The organism is Flagellimonas beolgyonensis (assembly GCF_003992615.1).
Classification (GTDB): Bacteria; Bacteroidota; Bacteroidia; order Flavobacteriales; family Flavobacteriaceae; genus Flagellimonas; species Flagellimonas beolgyonensis.
In genome coordinates, this window is sequence record NZ_RZMY01000018.1 from 291,377 (window position 1) to 308,899 (window position 17,523).

General features: G+C 43.3%; 18 protein-coding genes. 10 read left to right on the forward strand and 8 right to left on the reverse strand.

Going from position 1 to position 17,523, the window contains the following annotated elements; translation table 11 throughout:
- Nucleotides 1-61: 61 nt before the first annotated feature.
- A complete protein-coding gene (purU, locus tag EO131_RS15780; RefSeq protein WP_127024445.1) occupies nt 62-910 on the reverse strand; it encodes a formyltetrahydrofolate deformylase in 849 nt (282 codons plus the stop codon).
- Nucleotides 911-1,051: 141 nt separating this feature from the next.
- Here purU and EO131_RS15785 point away from each other — a divergent pair, with 141 nt between their 5' ends.
- Nucleotides 1,052-4,510 (forward strand): methylmalonyl-CoA mutase family protein, encoded by a 3,459-nt coding sequence (locus EO131_RS15785; protein WP_127024448.1) that lies wholly within the window; start codon nt 1,052-1,054, stop codon nt 4,508-4,510.
- 5 nt (nt 4,511-4,515) lie between these two features.
- On the opposite strand, the gene EO131_RS15790 is transcribed toward EO131_RS15785, so the two are convergent.
- Entirely contained in the window at nt 4,516-4,917 is a 402-nt protein-coding gene (locus tag EO131_RS15790) for a hypothetical protein (protein WP_127024451.1), read from the reverse strand.
- Nucleotides 4,918-5,039: 122 nt separating this feature from the next.
- On the opposite strand from EO131_RS15790, the gene EO131_RS15795 reads away from it, so the two are divergent.
- The 3 genes from EO131_RS15795 (at nt 5,040) to EO131_RS15805 (ending at nt 7,635) form a co-directional block, all read left to right on the forward strand.
- Nucleotides 5,040-5,492 carry an Lrp/AsnC family transcriptional regulator gene (locus EO131_RS15795; protein ID WP_127024454.1) on the forward strand — a complete coding sequence of 151 codons (453 nt, stop codon included), beginning with the start codon at nt 5,040-5,042 and terminating at the stop codon, nt 5,490-5,492.
- A 61-nt stretch (nt 5,493-5,553) separates the two neighbouring features.
- The gene (locus EO131_RS15800) at nt 5,554-6,969 is read left to right on the forward strand and encodes an alpha/beta hydrolase (protein ID WP_127024457.1); all 1,416 of its coding nucleotides are present in this window, start codon (nt 5,554-5,556) and stop codon (nt 6,967-6,969) included.
- 30 nt (nt 6,970-6,999) lie between these two features.
- Nucleotides 7,000-7,635 (forward strand): DUF1684 domain-containing protein, encoded by a 636-nt coding sequence (locus EO131_RS15805; protein ID WP_127024460.1) that lies wholly within the window; start codon nt 7,000-7,002, stop codon nt 7,633-7,635.
- 55 nt (nt 7,636-7,690) lie between these two features.
- On the opposite strand, the gene EO131_RS15810 is transcribed toward EO131_RS15805, so the two are convergent.
- The 5 genes from EO131_RS15810 to EO131_RS15830 all read right to left on the reverse strand — a co-directional run bounded on the left by EO131_RS15810 (nt 7,691) and on the right by EO131_RS15830 (nt 11,365).
- Nucleotides 7,691-8,749, reverse strand: a complete 1,059-nt coding sequence (locus EO131_RS15810) for a porin (RefSeq protein WP_127024463.1) — start codon at nt 8,747-8,749, stop codon at nt 7,691-7,693.
- A gap of 116 nt (nt 8,750-8,865) precedes the next feature.
- Nucleotides 8,866-10,149: an ammonium transporter gene (locus EO131_RS15815; RefSeq protein ID WP_127024465.1), complete on the reverse strand. Its 1,284-nt coding sequence runs from the start codon at nt 10,147-10,149 to the stop codon at nt 8,866-8,868.
- A gap of 37 nt (nt 10,150-10,186) precedes the next feature.
- Nucleotides 10,187-10,525, reverse strand: coding sequence for a P-II family nitrogen regulator (locus tag EO131_RS15820; RefSeq protein WP_127024468.1), 339 nt, complete (start codon nt 10,523-10,525; stop codon nt 10,187-10,189).
- Between the two features lie 269 nt (nt 10,526-10,794).
- On the reverse strand, nt 10,795-11,169 hold the full coding sequence (crcB, locus tag EO131_RS15825) for a fluoride efflux transporter CrcB (protein ID WP_127024471.1): 375 nt from the start codon (nt 11,167-11,169) through the stop codon (nt 10,795-10,797).
- 16 nt (nt 11,170-11,185) lie between these two features.
- Complete coding sequence (locus EO131_RS15830) at nt 11,186-11,365, reverse strand: hypothetical protein (protein ID WP_127024474.1); 180 nt, start codon at nt 11,363-11,365, stop codon at nt 11,186-11,188.
- Between the two features lie 347 nt (nt 11,366-11,712).
- Between EO131_RS15830 and EO131_RS15840 the strand changes: the two genes are divergently transcribed.
- Nucleotides 11,713-12,099: a pyrophosphohydrolase domain-containing protein gene (locus EO131_RS15840; RefSeq protein ID WP_127024480.1), complete on the forward strand. Its 387-nt coding sequence runs from the start codon at nt 11,713-11,715 to the stop codon at nt 12,097-12,099.
- Nucleotides 12,100-12,148: 49 nt separating this feature from the next.
- On the opposite strand, the gene EO131_RS15845 is transcribed toward EO131_RS15840, so the two are convergent.
- Entirely contained in the window at nt 12,149-13,216 is a 1,068-nt protein-coding gene (locus tag EO131_RS15845; protein ID WP_127024483.1) for a branched-chain amino acid aminotransferase, read from the reverse strand.
- 154 nt (nt 13,217-13,370) lie between these two features.
- Between EO131_RS15845 and EO131_RS15850 the strand changes: the two genes are divergently transcribed.
- From EO131_RS15850 to dnaJ, 5 genes are all read left to right on the forward strand, one after another.
- Nucleotides 13,371-13,793, forward strand: coding sequence for a DUF4920 domain-containing protein (locus EO131_RS15850; RefSeq protein WP_241243877.1), 423 nt, complete (start codon nt 13,371-13,373; stop codon nt 13,791-13,793).
- A gap of 2 nt (nt 13,794-13,795) precedes the next feature.
- A complete protein-coding gene (gene mnmC2, locus EO131_RS15855) occupies nt 13,796-14,458 on the forward strand; it encodes a tRNA (5-methylaminomethyl-2-thiouridine)(34)-methyltransferase MnmC2 (RefSeq protein WP_127024488.1) in 663 nt (220 codons plus the stop codon).
- Nucleotides 14,459-14,593: 135 nt separating this feature from the next.
- Nucleotides 14,594-15,556 (forward strand): TIGR01777 family oxidoreductase, encoded by a 963-nt coding sequence (locus tag EO131_RS15860; protein WP_127024491.1) that lies wholly within the window; start codon nt 14,594-14,596, stop codon nt 15,554-15,556.
- Between the two features lie 134 nt (nt 15,557-15,690).
- A complete protein-coding gene (locus EO131_RS15865) occupies nt 15,691-16,263 on the forward strand; it encodes a nucleotide exchange factor GrpE (protein WP_127024494.1) in 573 nt (190 codons plus the stop codon).
- 6 nt (nt 16,264-16,269) lie between these two features.
- The gene (dnaJ, locus tag EO131_RS15870) at nt 16,270-17,385 is read left to right on the forward strand and encodes a molecular chaperone DnaJ (RefSeq protein ID WP_127024497.1); all 1,116 of its coding nucleotides are present in this window, start codon (nt 16,270-16,272) and stop codon (nt 17,383-17,385) included.
- Nucleotides 17,386-17,523 lie beyond the last annotated feature (138 nt).

A 17,523-nucleotide genomic window follows, 5' to 3' on the forward strand; every position in this document is an offset into this window, starting at 1 on the left:
CGAGGGCTATTGGTCTTTGAGGTTTGTAGTTAGGAAAATAGGGGCAATTGCCCCTATTTTTTTATGAAAAAATAACCGTTTTGTTATTGTAGACCATGGTTTTGCGAGCCACATGCAACTGTACGGCCCGGGATAGCACCAAACGTTCCAAGTCCCGCCCCTTTGCGATAAAATCATGTACCGAATGAATATGTGAAACAGCGGTTACATCCTGCTCAATAATGGGACCTGCGTCGAGTTCCGAGGTAACATAATGGCTTGTGGCACCAATGATCTTCACCCCGCGCTCAAAAGCCGCATGATAGGGTTTGGCGCCGACAAAGGCAGGTAAAAACGAATGGTGGATGTTGATGATTTTCTGGGGATATACATCAATGATCTTAGGGGAAACAATCTGCATGTACCGTGCCAACACAATAAAATCTATTTCATGTTGCTGCAATAATTGCAGTTGGGTTTCTTCAGCCTCCATTTTGGTTTCTTTAGTAACCGGTACATGGTAAAATGGGATGTCGAACTGTTCTGCCACATATTCCAAATCGCGATGGTTGCTCAATATAAAGGGGATATCCACCTTCAGCTCCCCCGATTTGTATCGACTCAATAGATCGTAAAGACAATGATTGTATTTGGAAACAAAAAGGGCCATTTTTGGGCGGTATTCATCCGTGTGGATATCCCATTCCATTAGAAAAGGTTTACCCAATTGTTCGCCAAATTGTTTTCGAAAATCATTTAGGTCCAATTCAGCATCGAACTCACTTTGAATACGCATAAAAAAAACACCGGCCTGCTTGTCCACATGTTGATCCAAGTAAATGACATTTCCCTTCTGTTCGTGTATAAAAGTGGTCACGGATCGTATAATACCCGGTTGATCGGCACAATGGATGAGCAAGGTAATTTTCATGCAGTAAATTGAAGGGTTAAAATTATGGTATTCAAAAAAGGAACCCCAATGACTGCAATGTTTTTGTAAAATTCTAATCAAAAGATAAAATGAGTTGCATTTTCTGTAAATTGCAAGGCAAAATCAGACCTATTATTGCAGATGGAACAAATTCAGCCCTATAAGCCCAAGCATAAAATCCGGATTGTTACCGCGGCTTCCCTTTTTGATGGCCATGATGCGGCCATAAATATTATGAGAAGAATCATTCAAGCCACTGGTGTTGAAGTGATTCACTTGGGCCATGATCGCAGTGTGGCCGAAGTGGTGGACTGTGCCATTCAGGAGGATGCCAACGCTATTGCTATGACATCCTACCAAGGCGGACACAACGAATATTTCCGATACATGTACGATTTGTTGCAGGAAAGGGGCGCTGGGCACATAAAAATATTTGGTGGCGGTGGCGGTGTTATACTTCCTGAGGAAATCAAAGAATTGATGGATTATGGAATTGAACGCATCTATTCTCCAGATGATGGCCGTGAAATGGGGCTGCAAGGCATGATCAATGATTTGGTGAAGCGATGTGATACGGCTGTTCCTGATTTGGATTTGCCTGAAAAGGGGACTTTGACTTCATTGCTCGATGAAAGAAACCCCAACACCTTGGCGCGATTGATTTCTTTGGCCGAGAATCGTCATGATGCCTATGAAAAATTTGTCCAAGAAATTGCGGACAGACAGGGCGATATCCCAGTTTTAGGTATTACGGGTACCGGTGGGGCCGGTAAATCCAGTTTGGTGGATGAATTGGTCCGCAGGTTTTTAATAGACTTTCCTGAGAAGCACATTGGGATTATTTCAGTAGATCCCTCAAAACGCAAAACTGGTGGAGCTTTGCTCGGGGACAGAATCCGAATGAATGCCATCAACAATGAAAGAGTTTACATGCGTTCCTTGGCTACGCGTCAATCCAACCTGGCCCTATCCAAACACGTGGCAGAAGCGGTAGAGGTGTTAAAAGCAGCCAATTACGATCTTATCATTTTGGAAACTTCAGGAATTGGGCAATCCGATACTGAAATTTTGGAACACAGTGATGTTTCCCTCTATGTGATGACCCCCGAATTTGGTGCGGCTACCCAGTTGGAAAAAATTGACATGCTGGATTTTGCCGATATAGTTGCCATCAACAAGTTCGATAAAAGAGGGGCATTGGATGCACTTCGAGATGTGAAAAAACAATATGCCCGCAATCACGGATTGTGGCATACCAACGAAGATGAATTGCCCATTTTTGGTACCATTGCCTCCCAGTTCAATGATCCGGGGATGAACAGCCTGTACAAAAAGGTGATGGACACTTTGGTGGAAAAAGCGGGATCAAAACTAATCTCGAATATGGCGGTGAGTCGGGAGATGGCTGAAAAGATTTATGTGATTCCACCGGCACGCACAAGATACCTTTCCGAGATTTCAGAAAACAACCGGGCTTACGATGCCAAGTCCAAAACACAGTCGGAGGTTGCCCAACGATTATATGGCGTATTTCTAACCTTGGCCTCGGTAGTGGGCTTGGATGCCGAGGAGGCACAGGAAAAACTGTTGCATAAATCGGGTCTTGATGAATCCACCCTAAAAAATTTAACGAAAAGCAACGAAACTGCGGCCCTGGTCGATCTGCTCATCAAGGAGTTTGATAAGGTCAAAATGCAGTTGATGCCCCAACATTGGGATGCCCTGTTAAAATGGAACGAAAAGGTGAACCAATACAAATCCGAAATGTTTGTGTTCAAGGTACGGGATAGGGAAGTCAAGATTAAAACCCATACCGAATCCCTGTCGCACAGTCAAATTCCGAAAGTGGTGTTGCCCAAATACAAGGCTTGGGGCGATATTTTGCAATGGATCCTTCAAGAAAATGTGCCGGGCGAGTTTCCTTATACGGCCGGGATTTATCCGTTCAAAAGGGAAGGCGAAGATCCTACCCGAATGTTTGCTGGTGAGGGAGGGCCAGAGCGAACCAACAGACGTTTTCATTATGTGAGTATGGATATGCCCGCCAAACGGTTGTCCACAGCGTTCGATTCGGTGACGCTCTACGGAAACGATCCGGACCATAGACCCGATATTTATGGAAAAATTGGTAATGCAGGCGTTTCCATCTGTTGTTTGGACGATGCAAAAAAACTCTACTCTGGATTTGATCTTAGCGACCCGATGACCTCAGTGAGTATGACGATCAATGGGCCGGCTCCAATGCTTTTGGCCTTTTTCATGAATGCGGCAATCGACCAAAACTGCGAAAAATACATCAAGGAAAATGGACTCGTAGCTGAGGTTGAGCAAAAAATCAAAGCCTTGTACCAAGCAAAGGGTGTTGAGCGACCCAAATATCTTGGTGAACTCCCACCCGGTAATGACGGATTGGGGCTGTTTTTGCTCGGGGTAACAGGTGATCAGGTTTTGCCTGTCGATGTGTATCAAAAAATCAAGAAGGAAACCCTGAGTCAGGTGCGCGGAACGGTACAAGCCGACATTTTAAAAGAAGATCAGGCGCAAAACACCTGCATTTTTTCAACCGAGTTTGCACTACGTTTGATGGGCGACGTGCAGGAATACTTCATTGAAAATAATGTCCGCAATTTCTATTCGGTTTCCATTTCTGGCTACCATATTGCCGAGGCTGGGGCGAATCCCATTACCCAGTTGGCATTTACGCTCTCCAACGGCTTTACTTATGTGGAATATTACTTGAGCCGCGGTATGGATATCGACAAATTCGGTCCAAACCTTTCGTTCTTCTTTTCCAATGGGGTGGACCCCGAATATGCAGTTATCGGCCGGGTGGCCCGAAGAATTTGGGCAAAGGCCCTCAAAGAAAAATATGGCGCCAATGCGAGGGCACAAATGTTAAAATACCACATTCAAACCTCAGGCAGGAGTTTGCACGCCCAAGAAATTGATTTCAACGACATCCGAACCACGCTCCAGGCCCTTTATGCCATTTACGATAACTGTAACTCACTGCATACCAATGCTTATGATGAGGCCATAACGACCCCAACGGAAGAATCGGTACGTAGGGCCATGGCCATCCAATTGATCATCAACAAGGAATTGGGATTGGCCAAAAATGAGAATCCGATGCAAGGATCTTTCATCATTGAAGAATTGACGGATTTGGTGGAAGAGGCCGTGTTGATGGAGTTTGATCGAATCACCGAACGTGGCGGTGTTTTAGGCGCCATGGAAACCATGTACCAACGTTCCAAGATCCAAGAAGAAAGTTTGCATTATGAAACACTGAAGCACTCGGGGGAATATCCCATCATTGGTGTGAACACCTTTTTGAGCTCCAAAGGTTCGCCTACCGTTTTACCGGCGGAAGTAATCCGCGCCACGGAAGAGGAAAAACAACATCAGATCAATACCCTTCAAAATTTACATAAAAGAGAAGCGGAAAAAGCCAAAACACAGTTGGACGCGCTGCAACAAACGGCAATCAACAATGAAAACCTCTTCGAAAAATTGATGGAAGTGGCCAAATATTGTTCCCTAGGTCAAATAACAGAGGCTTTGTTCCAAGTGGGAGGGCAATATCGAAGAAATATGTAGTGGAATCAGTCGTTCCTATTGATCAGTGATTTCCGCCATTTTTTAAAGGAGACGCGGAATATCCGAATTTCACGACGCAATAGGTTGAGGTACTCCTTTTCCTTTACACCATCCCGTTCCAGGCCGTTGCAATAGGCCAAAATGTTACGGGTCATGATGTTTACATAGGATAGGCTGCGCATGCGAACCGAATGGGAATTGCTCAAGGCGGCCTGCTCCACCTCTTTGGTGATTAAATGGGCATCGGCCAACAACGATTTGGAGATGTCATCCCGGAAACAATCGATCTTGCGAAGTGACAGGATTTCCCTATTCTCGGAAAAATAGGTAGCCACTGCTTCACTCAAATCGCGGAGCGCCAAAGATTTGCGGTATACAACCAAAGAATTTAGGGAGTTTCTCTCCATTTTTCAAAAGCAATTTTGTACTATAAAATTACGGACGAAACAAAAATTCTTACTTTTGTTACTAAGGCGGAATTGCAATTTTGCTTTGGATTATAAAAAATAACATCATTTTTTCTTTGTAAATGAAAATAGATGAGTTGAATTGGCAGATACTGGGGCATTTGCAGCGAAATGCAAGGGAATCCTTTGCCAATATTGGCAGAAAGGTAGGTCTTACCCCTCCGGCTGTTGCCGAGCGCGTAAAGAAGATGGAAGACCTGGGTATCATAGAAGGATATAGAGCCAGTATTTCCTACGTCGAAGCTGGCCATCAATTGAAGGCAATCATAATGCTACGGGCTTTTATGGGTAAATTGAAACCCTTTTTGGATAAAGTTAAAACCTTCCAGGAAGTGGTAAACTGCTATCGGATCACAGGTAACGAAAACATCATCATGGAAGTGGTGCTGCGTGATCAGTCCCATTTGGAAAAATTTATTGACGAACTGATCGTTTATGGAGAGTGTAGAACGCATATTGTGTTGTCCAATGTGGTGGCCAATGCACCGATAAAAAATAATCGGGCCATCAAATAAAAATGGATTAATTTTAATGTGGTCGGCCACATTTTGGCCAGATTTTTGTGAGATGATTGCTATGAAAAACACATACCTCCCGTTACTCCTTTTTGTTGCATCGATAACCACCGTTTTTTCACAACAATTGGTTTTGAAGAAAGGTGAGATAATTGATTCGCTGCCCGTTCAGGATTCCACCAACACTACCTATTCACTGTATTTACCGACCAACTTCAATACTGAAACCAAATGGCCCTTGATGGTGGTTTTTGATATGGATGGCAAGGAAAAACAGGCGATGTCGATGTTTGTGGTGGCTGCTGAAAAAGAGGGGTATATACTTGCTTCACCAAAAATGATCGATTCATTGTCTTTGACGAAAAATGTGCTGGCCAGCAGTAGGGTTGTTGAAAAGGTGGCTAATCTTTTTCCTGTGGACCCCAATCGGGTGTATACCGCCGGTGCTGCAAAAGCGGGTCGATTTGCTAGTTTAATTCCAGTGCTTATGGATGGTGTCAAAGGAGTGATGACCATTGGGGCATCCTTGGCCAATAGAGAGTTGTTGAATATTAAGGAGCCATTTCATTTTATCGGCATGGTCAATAAGAACGACTTTAACTACACCTCCATGCTCACAGATGCCAAATTGTTGGATAAGCTCAAGTTTCCGAACCAAGTTTTGTTATTCGATGCCAACGGAGAATGGCCGGGTGTGGATTATATTCAAAAGGGGATGCAACTTTTTACATTGGATGCCATGGGAAGAAGTTTGATTCCCAAGGATTCCATATTTATTTCGAGTTCCTTTAAAAAAGACCTTGACAAGGTCAATCAATTGAAGAATAGGGGTGACCTGCTTTGGGCCGAACAATACTTGACCGAAATGATGTCCATCTACGGGGCCCATAAAAATTTGGATTCGTTGCGAAATGTGCAAAAGGAGCTTCGTAGGGACAAACAATATAGGGAGATGAACCGTGCCGAAAATGCTGTGTTTTTAAAGGAGTCCATCCTTAAGGAAGACTTTCAATATTATATGGAAGAAGATTTCTACACCCATAATTTCAACAATTTGGGTTGGTGGACATATCAAATTAGTGAATTACAGAAATATATAAACAGTGCCAAACCCCTCGAGCAACAAATGGGGCATCGGTTGTTGGGTTTTGTAAATGCCTTGGCCGAAGATAATATCGATTTGGTACTATCTGAAGCTGCTTTGGATGAGGATGCCCTGGCGTTTTTGTACATGCTCAAAACCATTTTGGAACCGGACAATTTCGAATATTATCTAAATACCATTTCCCTGAGCGCCAAAAACGAAGATTTTGGAACTTCATTGTTCTATTTGGAGGAGGTCTTGAAGAAGGGTTTTAAGGATAAGGAAAAATTGTATGGTTTGGAAGGCACGGCTTTGCTTCGCATTACCCCTGAATTCAATGAATTGGTCGCCAAATATTTGGACGATGCCCGTTACCTGATCGAAAAAAACTGATTTCCCCTATTTTTGTAGCAAATCAATTTTATGCGCTACGGTTTGCTTTTTATGTTGCTTTTGGCCATTTCCTGTGGTCAAGGCAAAAAGTACCACGATGAAACTACTTCGGTAAGTACCTCTGGCTTGGTTGCCGACATTGTGGAGTTTCAAGAAGAGTTGAACGAAAGTTTCCGAGATCCGGATACTTCTCCATTGCCGGATAAATATAGAAAAGACTTTGAGGGGCTCGAATTTTTTGAGCCGGATACCAGCTATGTAGTTGTTGCCCAATTTGTGCGTACCCCCGATGCCATTCCCTTTATGATGCCAACCACTACCAATAGGGAATCGCCAGAGGTCGTTTATGGGATTGCCCATTTTATGCTCAATGGAACCGAGCACCAATTAGAGGTGTACCAAAGTCTGGATTTGATGGACCAAGAGGAATATGTGGATTACCTTTTCTTGCCTTTTTTAGATGAGACAAACGGGGAAGAAACTTATGGAGGTGGTCGTTATATTGATTTAACGATTCCTGAAGGGGATTCAATCGTTATTGATTTCAATAAGGCGTATAATCCCTATTGTGCCTATAACAAAAAGTACTCCTGCCCTCTAGTGCCAAGGCAAAATTATTTGAGAACTAGGGTGAGAGCAGGAGTGAAAAATTTTAAAAAAGACTAAAAAAAAGCCTTGATCCCGAAGGAAAAAGGCTTTGTTGGTGTCCACGCTACAAATTCTAGAAAGAGTAGATTGCAGCGAAAAGTACAGATGCCAAACTTTTGGTCGGTGCCAGGTCGTTATCGATGAAAGCTTCCTCTGCGGAGCTGTCCAATCTGATTTCAGGCTTCAAGATCAAATCACCAATGGTAGCACTGCCGGTCAAAGTCAATGCCAATACACTGCCGTCGCCATCAATATCGGAACCGATTCCGGTAGCGTTGCCCAAGAAGTCATTGGTCATGAAATATTCACCACGAAGACCAAGGCTGAACGTTTCAGAAACCGCGTATTGTGGATAAAGGGCCACACCGGTAAAAGAACCGCCATCGTCCTCTACGCTGAAATGCGCGGCATTGATTCCCAAGAAGAATTCTTCGGAAACATCAAATCCACCTGTAAAGTCGATTTCAAAGCTACCTTGACTATACACAAAGTTCAAGAACTGGCCAGAGTAGCCCAATTGTGCCCCAACGGCATAGTCCCCGGTTGGGTTGAACTCGGTAAGGTCGGTTGGGTTCATAACGGCCAACATGGCAGACCATTCGTTGCCCAAATCAAAATCGGCCTTTAAACCTGTGTGGCTAAAAGGTCCGTAAGAGAATAGGTAAGAGGTGCTGTAGTTGAAGTTGGATGCGGGAGAGATCACTTCATAACCCAAGAAGGTGTTGAAGTTACCAAAGGTCAAGGTCACATCATCACTAACACTCCAGTATACATACAATTGGTTTACAATGTTACCGGTGGCGGAATACATGGGAGAGGCGAAAACTGCATCAGTACCCCGTGGACCGAATACCAAATCGGCAACAAAACCTACTTTTTCACCTTCATAGGCCGCAATTACGTTGGCCATACCCAAGGAAAAACCGGGTAGGTTGGCAAACGATGATCCAGGAGCAATGGCCTCCTCGTCATTGGGCGCAGTAAGGTTGGCGCGGTAATACGCATCAACAGATCCACTTAAGCTAAATTTTGGTTTGGTTTCCTCTTCTTGCGCAAAAGCAGAAATTGATAACAATGAAACCATGGCAATAGCCAAATTTTTTCCGAAATTTGTTGTTATAATCGTTTTCATATCATAATCATTTTGAGTTGTCCTTTTGGGACAATTTGTTGTTTAAATTGTGAGTTTGATTGAAAAGGTTACTAACGGAGCGTTTGGCAGAACGCTCCGTTTCCTTTTTTGTGAGTTTAATTGTTTTGTGATGAAATATGTTCTGGGTAGCATTCTACCCCGTGCTCATGAAGGTCAAGACCATCAATTTCCTCTTCTGCGGAAACACGTAGTCCGATGGTTTTCTTCAGGATGAAAAGTACCACGAATGTGGCCAATGCGGCCCAAACGATATAGGCAAGGGAGCCATAGGTCTGCACCCAAAGCAATTTACCGCCACCACCGTAGAAAAGGCCACCGTCCAGAGCGAAGAAACCAATCAATACCGTACCCAAGAATCCACAAACCCCATGTACGGAAATGGCACCCACAGGATCATCGATCTTCAATTTTTTGTCGATGAATTCAATGGACAATACTACAACTACACCGCAAATCAATCCAATGGCCAAACTACCAAGTGCGCTAACGGCTCCACATCCGGCCGTAATACCCACCAAGCCGGCCAAAGCACCGTTCAGAGTCATGGAAATATCCGCTTTACCATACTTGAACCACGTAAAGAATAGTGCGGCGATGGCGCCTGCTGCAGCAGCGAGGTTGGTGTTGATGATCACGCTGGTAGCGCCAACGGTATCGTCACCGCCCCAAGCCAATTGGGAACCTCCGTTAAATCCGAACCAGCCCAACCAAAGGATAAATACCCCAAGGGCGCCGAACATCATATTGTGGCCTGGAATGGCCTGTGCCTTACCGTCCACATATTTTCCAATTCTGGGTCCGACCAAGATGGCGGCAACCAAGGCGGCGGCACCACCTACGGCATGAACCACCGATGAACCGGCAAAATCGATGAAACCTGCTGTGTTCAACCAAGCATCGTCATCAAAAGGCCAGTACCAGCTACCGGAAATAGGGTAGATGATGGTTGTTAAAACCGCAGAGAATATCAAATACGTTGAAAATTTGGTCCTTCCTGCGATAGCTCCTGATACAATCGTGGCAGCGGTTGCACAGAAAACGGTTTGGAAGAAAAGGTTGTACCAATCCGATGCGCTGAATAAGAAATACCCTTGATCGGCAGGGCTGGTCCTGAAAAATCCACCGGCAACCACTCCGCTACCGTACATAATGCCGTAACCTACGGCCCAAAACATGACCGAGCCAATGGCAAGGTCCATAAAGTTTTTCATAATGATGTTACCTGAATTCTTACTACGTGTGAATCCAACTTCCACCAATGTGAATCCTGCTTGCATGAAGAAAACCAAAACAGCGGCAATGGTGATCCATAGAGCACCCATATCGCCTGTGATGGCCTCAACAGCTTTATCTATTGCTTCTTGTTCTTGTAAAATCATAATCTAATTTTTTGAGTTGTTTTTTGGTTAATCGTTTTTAGTTGATTCCGGCGTGGCCGCTTTCCTTGGTTCGGATCCTGTAAGCTTCGATCATGTCGGAAACGAAAATTTTTCCATCTCCCACATTACCGGTGGATGCGGTGTCCAATAAAACATTCACGGTTCTTTCCAGGAAGTCATCGGATACCACGATAACCAAATACCTTCTCTGTATATCACTTGTGCTATACGAAATACCACGATATACATGTCCTTGTTTCTCATTGCCAACCCCTGTTACGTCCCAGTAACTGAAAAAGTTGACCTCAATTTGATGGAGGGCTTTTTTAACCTCATCAAACTTTGATTTTCTAATAATTGCCTCGACTTTTTTCATAATTAAGTAGTTAATTGATGTGCCAAATATATAGGAATTGATAAAAGACCACCCAATTGAAGGGGTTATATGTTTTATTTTTATGGCTATAAAAAAAATACCCCTAAAAATTTAGGGGTATCTGATTTTAAAGAAGTTTTTGTTGTCTTTTTGTTGATTAATATTTAACAATGACGTAAAACGGATGAAGTTTATTCATCAAAAAGGTTTTTTTGAATGAATAATGTTTAAGAATTAACAAAAATTAACTGAAAAAATGTAAAATGTAACTAACCCATTTGTTTGGATAGCCAAAGACCGAGAATAACGGCCAAAACACCTACGATGATACTGGAAACCATATAAATGGCAAGATTAAGGAAGTCTCCATTTTTTAGGAAATGATGCTTTTCAAAGGCAAATGCGGAAAAGGTGGTGAAGCCGCCACAAAAACCGGTGGCAAGAAATAAGGTGTTGTTGTAGGATAGCACATTGCCTTTTGAAGAAAGTCCAAGTACAAACCCAATGAGCAGACAGCCAATAATATTGACTAAAAACGTGCCAACAAAAAAGTTTTGGGATAAAGCATTCATGGGTTTGGAGATAAGAAAGCGCAATACGCTACCGAATCCTCCGCCCAAAAAAACAAGAAAGGCCTGTTTCATCCCCTAAAGGTACAAACTAAACCGCTTCCTTGTATTTGGTTTCCGAAGTCTCTCTGGGGAGCATTTTGGTAATGGAGCTTCCTGATATTTTTCGAACTTGTTTGGTGTTCCGTTCTTTGGCACCATTGACACTGAAGAGCAATAACACGGCATTGACGGCAAGTAAAATGAAAAATAGACTAAGAAATGTGGTCATTTGTCAAAACTGGTTAGGTTCGATGCAAAAGTACGTATTTTCTTATGTTAAGCGAATCAAAGTGAACCTAATGTTGTGAATATGAGCATTTTTGTGGTTAACACAATTTACCTGTTAATTTTTGAGAAAATGCTTGATCAGGAACAATATAATTATGAAAGAAATAAACGAAATCAAGATCCATTTTGAAGAACCTTTATAATTGCGTTGGTGCAACTTTTTGTCTTTTTGATACGAAAGAACAATGACAATGACAAAGGCCACAAAAAAGAGAATGGCAAAAACGAGCTGTCCCGTACTGAACATATTTTATATTTTTACGCAAAGCTAAATCAAAAACTTAGGGAATGGAAAGAAAAATACGGGCTGTGGAGCTCTTCCACCATTCATTTGGTCTCGGGGTAAACCATGAACCCATAGCTAATTTGGGTGCGGACAAAAACAAATTGCGTTTCGATTTGATGGACGAGGAAAACCAGGAATACCTTGAGGCGGCCAATAATGGTGATCTAGTGGAGGTGGCCGATGCCTTGGGGGATATGCTCTACATTCTTTGCGGCACCATTTTGGAGCATGGCATGCAATATAAAATTGAAGAGGTGTTTGAAGAAATCCAACGAAGCAATATGAGTAAGTTGGGCGCCGATGGAAAACCCATTTATCGAGAAGATGGCAAAGTGTTGAAGGGCCCCAATTATTTTAAACCGGATATCCAATCCATTATGCACAAATAAAAAAGCGCACCCATCGGTGCGCTTTTTTATTTGAGTACTTACCATAATTTTATTCAACAGGATAACGCCAACCGAATTTGTCTTCGGCCCGGTTATATTGGATATCGGTAATTCGCTTTTTCAACTGGTCTGCATAACTGTTGGCCACTTCGGGCAGTTCATAGTCCTTGCCGTGGTAACCAAAACCGGAAATGGGTGAAACAACCGCAGCGGTCCCCGCGCCGAACATTTCTTTGAGTGTTCCATTATTCGCGGCTTCGACCAATTCATGAACGGAGATTTTGCGCACTTCTGTCTTGATGCCCATGTCGTTGGCAATGTCAAGAATACTCTTTCTGGTGATACCATCCAGAATACGATCGCTGGTGGGTGCCGTCATCAAGGTGTCGTTTATGCGAACAAATACGTTCATGGCTCCGGCCTCCTCAATAAATTCATGGGTGTTGTCATCGGTCCAGATTACTTGTTGGTAACCCTTCTCCGCGGCCAATTTGGTAGGGTAGAACTGACCGGCATAGTTACCACCCGCCTTGGCGTAACCTACACCGCCGTTTGCAGCACGTGAATAGGTTTCTTCAATAAGCACTTTTACCTTTCCTGAGAAATAAGAACCGGATGGGGCGCAAGCGATAATGAACTTGTATTCATTGGCAGGGGATGCGTGAAAGCCTTTCCCCGATGCAAACATAAAAGGTCTTATGTATAAGGAACTTCCTGGGTTTTGTGGTACCCAATCGCTTTCCAAATTAATAAGGGCCAATAAACCATCCATAAAATGGGATTCGGGCAATTCGGGAATGGCAAGTCGTTCAGCAGATTTATTGAATCGTTTAAAGTTTTCCAAAGGGCGGAACAACCATACTTTGCCATCCTCATCCTTGTAGGCCTTCATTCCTTCAAAAATGGATTGGCCATAATGGAATATTTTAGCGGAAGGATCTAGCGTAATGGGTTGGTAAGGGACAATCTTTGGGGTCATCCACTTCCCATCTTTATAATCGCAGACCAACATGTGGTCAGTGTACACACTTCCAAAAGATAGATTGTCAAAGTCAACATCATGTATTTTGGAATTCTTTACCTTCTCTATTGCTACATTGTTCAACGTTGTTTCCATATGATTAACATTTCGAATGTTAAAATTAGCTATTTATTGTTAGTTTTGAGGCATGTACAAATCTAAATATCATACTTAATCTACAAACATTTAAATGTTATTAAAAATGAAGCATTTTAACACTTTTGCTGTTGTATTACTAGTTTTTCTAGGAATGATCTCTTGCAAGGAAGAGACCATGAAAGGGGATTTTTATGGACAAGAGTTCGAGGTATCCCGAAAAGCCGACAAAACGGCCGAAACGTATACGAACCTTTCCGCCAAGGATTCGGTCCAGACCCAATTGATCGGGGAGATAACCGAAGTCTGCCAGTCCAAGGGCTGTTGGATGAAAGTAAAATTGGATGCCGATAATGAGGTTTTTGTAAGGTTCAAGGACTATGGTTTCTTTGTGCCAAAAGATGCTGCGGGTAAAAAAGTGGCCATGAACGGCGCTGCTTTTTTGGAAGAAATGTCGGTGGAGGACCAAAGACATTTTGCAGAGGATGAAGGTGCATCGGAAGATGAGATAGCCTTGATCACGGCACCCAAAAAAACCCTTCGTTTTGAGGCAGATGGTGTGTTGATCTCCAACTAATTTTGAAACGCAGGATCATCGTGACCGGGGATGGTTCAAAAACCATCCAAATTGAGGATTGGGACGAACAGTACCACTCCAAGCATGGGGCCGTCCAAGAAGCCTACCATGTGTTTATTGAACACGGATTACGATTGTTTGCCGATCAGCGGGTGCATATCCTTGAAATTGGTTTCGGCACAGGCCTGAATGCCCTGATCACTTATTTGGAAGCCCCAAAATTGAATGTTACCATCGACTATGTGGGCGTTGAAGCCTTTCCAGTTTCCATGGAAGAAGCGTTGTGCTTGGATTATGGAAAACAATTGGATTTGAAAGGCTCCAATGCGATTTTTGAACGTTTGCATAGTTACCCATGGGATGAAAGGTTCGATATTTCCGATGATTTTGTATTGACCAAACAAAAAAAGGATTTCAGGGACATTCAAGACCAAAATTTGTTCAACCTCATTTATTTTGATGCTTTTGGTGCCCGTGTGCAGCCTGAATTATGGACCGAAGAAGTTTTTTCCATCATGTTTAAGGCGCTAAAAAGTGGGGGTGTACTGGTCACCTATGCCGCCAAAGGCAGTGTGCGCAGGGCAATGCAAGCGGTAGGATTTTCAGTTGAACGATTGCCGGGTCCACCAGGAAAGCGGGAAATGCTTCGCGGAATTAAAGAATGAACTTCCCAAAAATTTGTTAACCAATCAATTATGTCCAGTCATAAATTGTTTTAAAGTTTGAACATTTGTGTTAAACCTAAATTAACGTCTCACAAACGGGGGTCCAATAGATTAAATTTGTGGTAAATTGGTAGTATGAGAGTGTTGATTACAGGAGCGACCGGATTGGTGGGGCAAGAGATAACAAGCCTCCTACAAGAAAAAGGCATCCCCGTAAATTATTTGACAACCAGTAAGGAAAAAATTACCAAGGACAACGACTACAAAGGGTTCTATTGGAATCCGTCCAAAGGTAAAATAGACCTCGATTGTTTCGAAGGTGTGCAGGCCATTATTAATCTTGCGGGAACCACAATTGCTAAAAGATGGACGCCAGCCCACAAAAAAAAGGTGCTTTCAAGCAGGATCAAAAGTATAAGCACCCTTAAAAAAGGATTGGAAGAATTCGGGGCAAGCGATGTGGAGTGTTTTGTTTCCGCATCGGCAATTGGTATTTATCCAGACTCACCCTCCAATTTTTACGAAGAAGATACAAATCAAGTTGCCAATGGTTTTTTGGGGGAAGTGGTAGAAAAATGGGAAGCTGGGACAGATACCCTAAGCGAATTGGATATGAAAGTGGCCAAAATTCGAATAGGTGTGGTGCTTTCCCGTGAAGGTGGTGCCTTGCCCAAAATGGCAATGCCCATCAAGAATTTTGTGGGGGCACCCATCGGTCATGGAAATCAGTGGCAATCCTGGATACATATAAAGGATTTGGCCCAAATGTTCGTGTTCATTGTGGAGAACAACCTGAGTGGCGTTTATAATGGGGTTGCACCAAACCCTGTCACCAATACCAAATTGACCAAAGAGTTGGCCAGGGTGATGGACCGTCCGCTGTGGATGCCCAATGTACCTGCGTTTGTCCTAAAAGCACTGCTTGGAAAAATGTCCCAGTTGTTGTTGGCGAGCCAAAGGGTAAGCAGCAAGAAAATAGAGAATGAAGGTTTTACATTTCAGTTTGCCAACATTTGTACCGCATTGGAAAATTTGTACCACAATGCCCATGCAAACGAAATGGCCCCAATGGAGACTGCAGAAAACGAATTGGTATAGCCAATTTTTCTGGGTATAATAAGTAACAATCCGCCTTTGGCGGATTTTTTAATGTTTTGTGGTGACATTTTGACATTTTTCCACAATTGGCAGTACTTTTGCCGTTTCAAATCGGTAACAAAATAAACGAGCATATGAGCGATAAGAGTAAGGTTGAGGAAATGGAGGAGCCAACAAATGGCCAAGCCTCTGAAAGTACTGAGCTGAACGGGGATAACAACGAATCTGGAAATTCCGGGGATGGCATGGAAGAACTTTCTGTGGAAGAACAACTTCGCGAAGACCTTGCCAAGGAAAAGGACAAGTTTTTGAGACTTTTTGCCGAGTTCGAAAATTTTAAAAAGCGTACCTCAAAAGAGCGTATGGATCTTTTTAAAACCGCTGGTCAGGAAGTCATTGTGGCACTATTGCCGGTTATGGACGATTTTGATAGGGCCCTTAAAGAACTGTCCAAATCCGAGGACACCGAAATGTTCAAAGGTGTGGAGTTGATCAGCAATAAATTCAAGGAAACCCTAAAGAACAAGGGGTTGGAGCAAATCGAAGTGCAGGCTGGCGATGTTTTTGATGCCGAGGTACACGATGCCATTACCCAAATACCCGCTCCCGATAAAAAAATGAAAGGTAAGATCATAGATGTGGTTGAAAAAGGATTTAAATTGGGAGACCGCATTATTAGACATCCTAAAGTGGTCGTTGGAAACTAATTGTGTATGAAGGAGGACTATTACGACATATTGGGTGTCTCCAAAGGAGCATCCGAAGCTGAAATCAAAAAAGCCTATCGAAAGAAGGCCATAGAATTTCACCCCGATAAAAATCCCGGTGATGCCAAGGCCGAGGAAATGTTCAAGAAAGCAGCCGAAGCCTATGAGGTATTGAGCGATCCGGACAAACGTGCCAAGTACGACCGGTTTGGTCATTCCGCTTTTGATGGTAGCGGCGGTTTTGGTGGCGGAGGTATGAACATGGACGACATATTCAGCCAGTTCGGTGATATTTTTGGTGGTGCCTTCGGTGGTGGATTTGGTGGATTCGGCGGATTTGGTGGTGGTCAACGCCGCATGAAAGGAAGCAATCTGCGAATCCGCGTGAAACTTACGTTGGAAGAAGTGGCCAATGGGGTGGAGAAAAAGGTTAAGGTGCGCCGAAAGGTACAGGCCGATGGGGTTACCTATAAAACCTGTCCGACATGTCATGGTACCGGTCAGATTACTAAAATCACCAATACGATATTGGGTAGAATGCAAACGGCCACGGCATGTACCAGTTGTGGTGGTTCGGGCCAGACCATCGATCAAAAGCCCCATGGTGCCGATGCACAGGGATTGAAGGTGGAAGAGGAAACCGTATCCATTAAAATTCCGCCAGGTGTAGAGGATGGCATGCAGTTGAAGGTTGCCGGAAAGGGTAACGAAGCCCCAGGAAATGGAGTGCCCGGCGATTTGTTGGTTGCCATAGAAACCGTGGAGCACGAAACCTTGAAACGAGAAGGGGACAACCTGCATTATGATTTGTACATCAGCATATCCGAAGCGGTTTTGGGCAGTTCCAAAGAAATTGATGCCGTGGGCGGAAAGGTCCGCATCAAATTGGAACCCGGAATCCAGTCCGGAAAAATATTGCGCTTGCGGGGTAAAGGTATCAGCAGTTTGAACGGTTATGGAAGCGGGGACCTTTTGGTTCATGTAAACGTATGGACCCCAAAAGTGACCAGCAAGGAGCAACGGGAGTTTTTCGAAAGAATGCAGAACGATGAAAATTTCGCGCCAAAACCCGAAAAATCCGACAAATCTTTCTTTGAAAAAGTAAAAGATATGTTCTCTTGAGCATAAAATTCTTGCTGTTTAAATAAAAAACGTATATTTGAAACTGATGTTGGGTGACCGATATCTAATTTTCTTTTTCATAGCAATTTTTTTCCCATCCTTAAATTTTTTGAGGGTGGGTTTTTGTTTTTAAGGAAT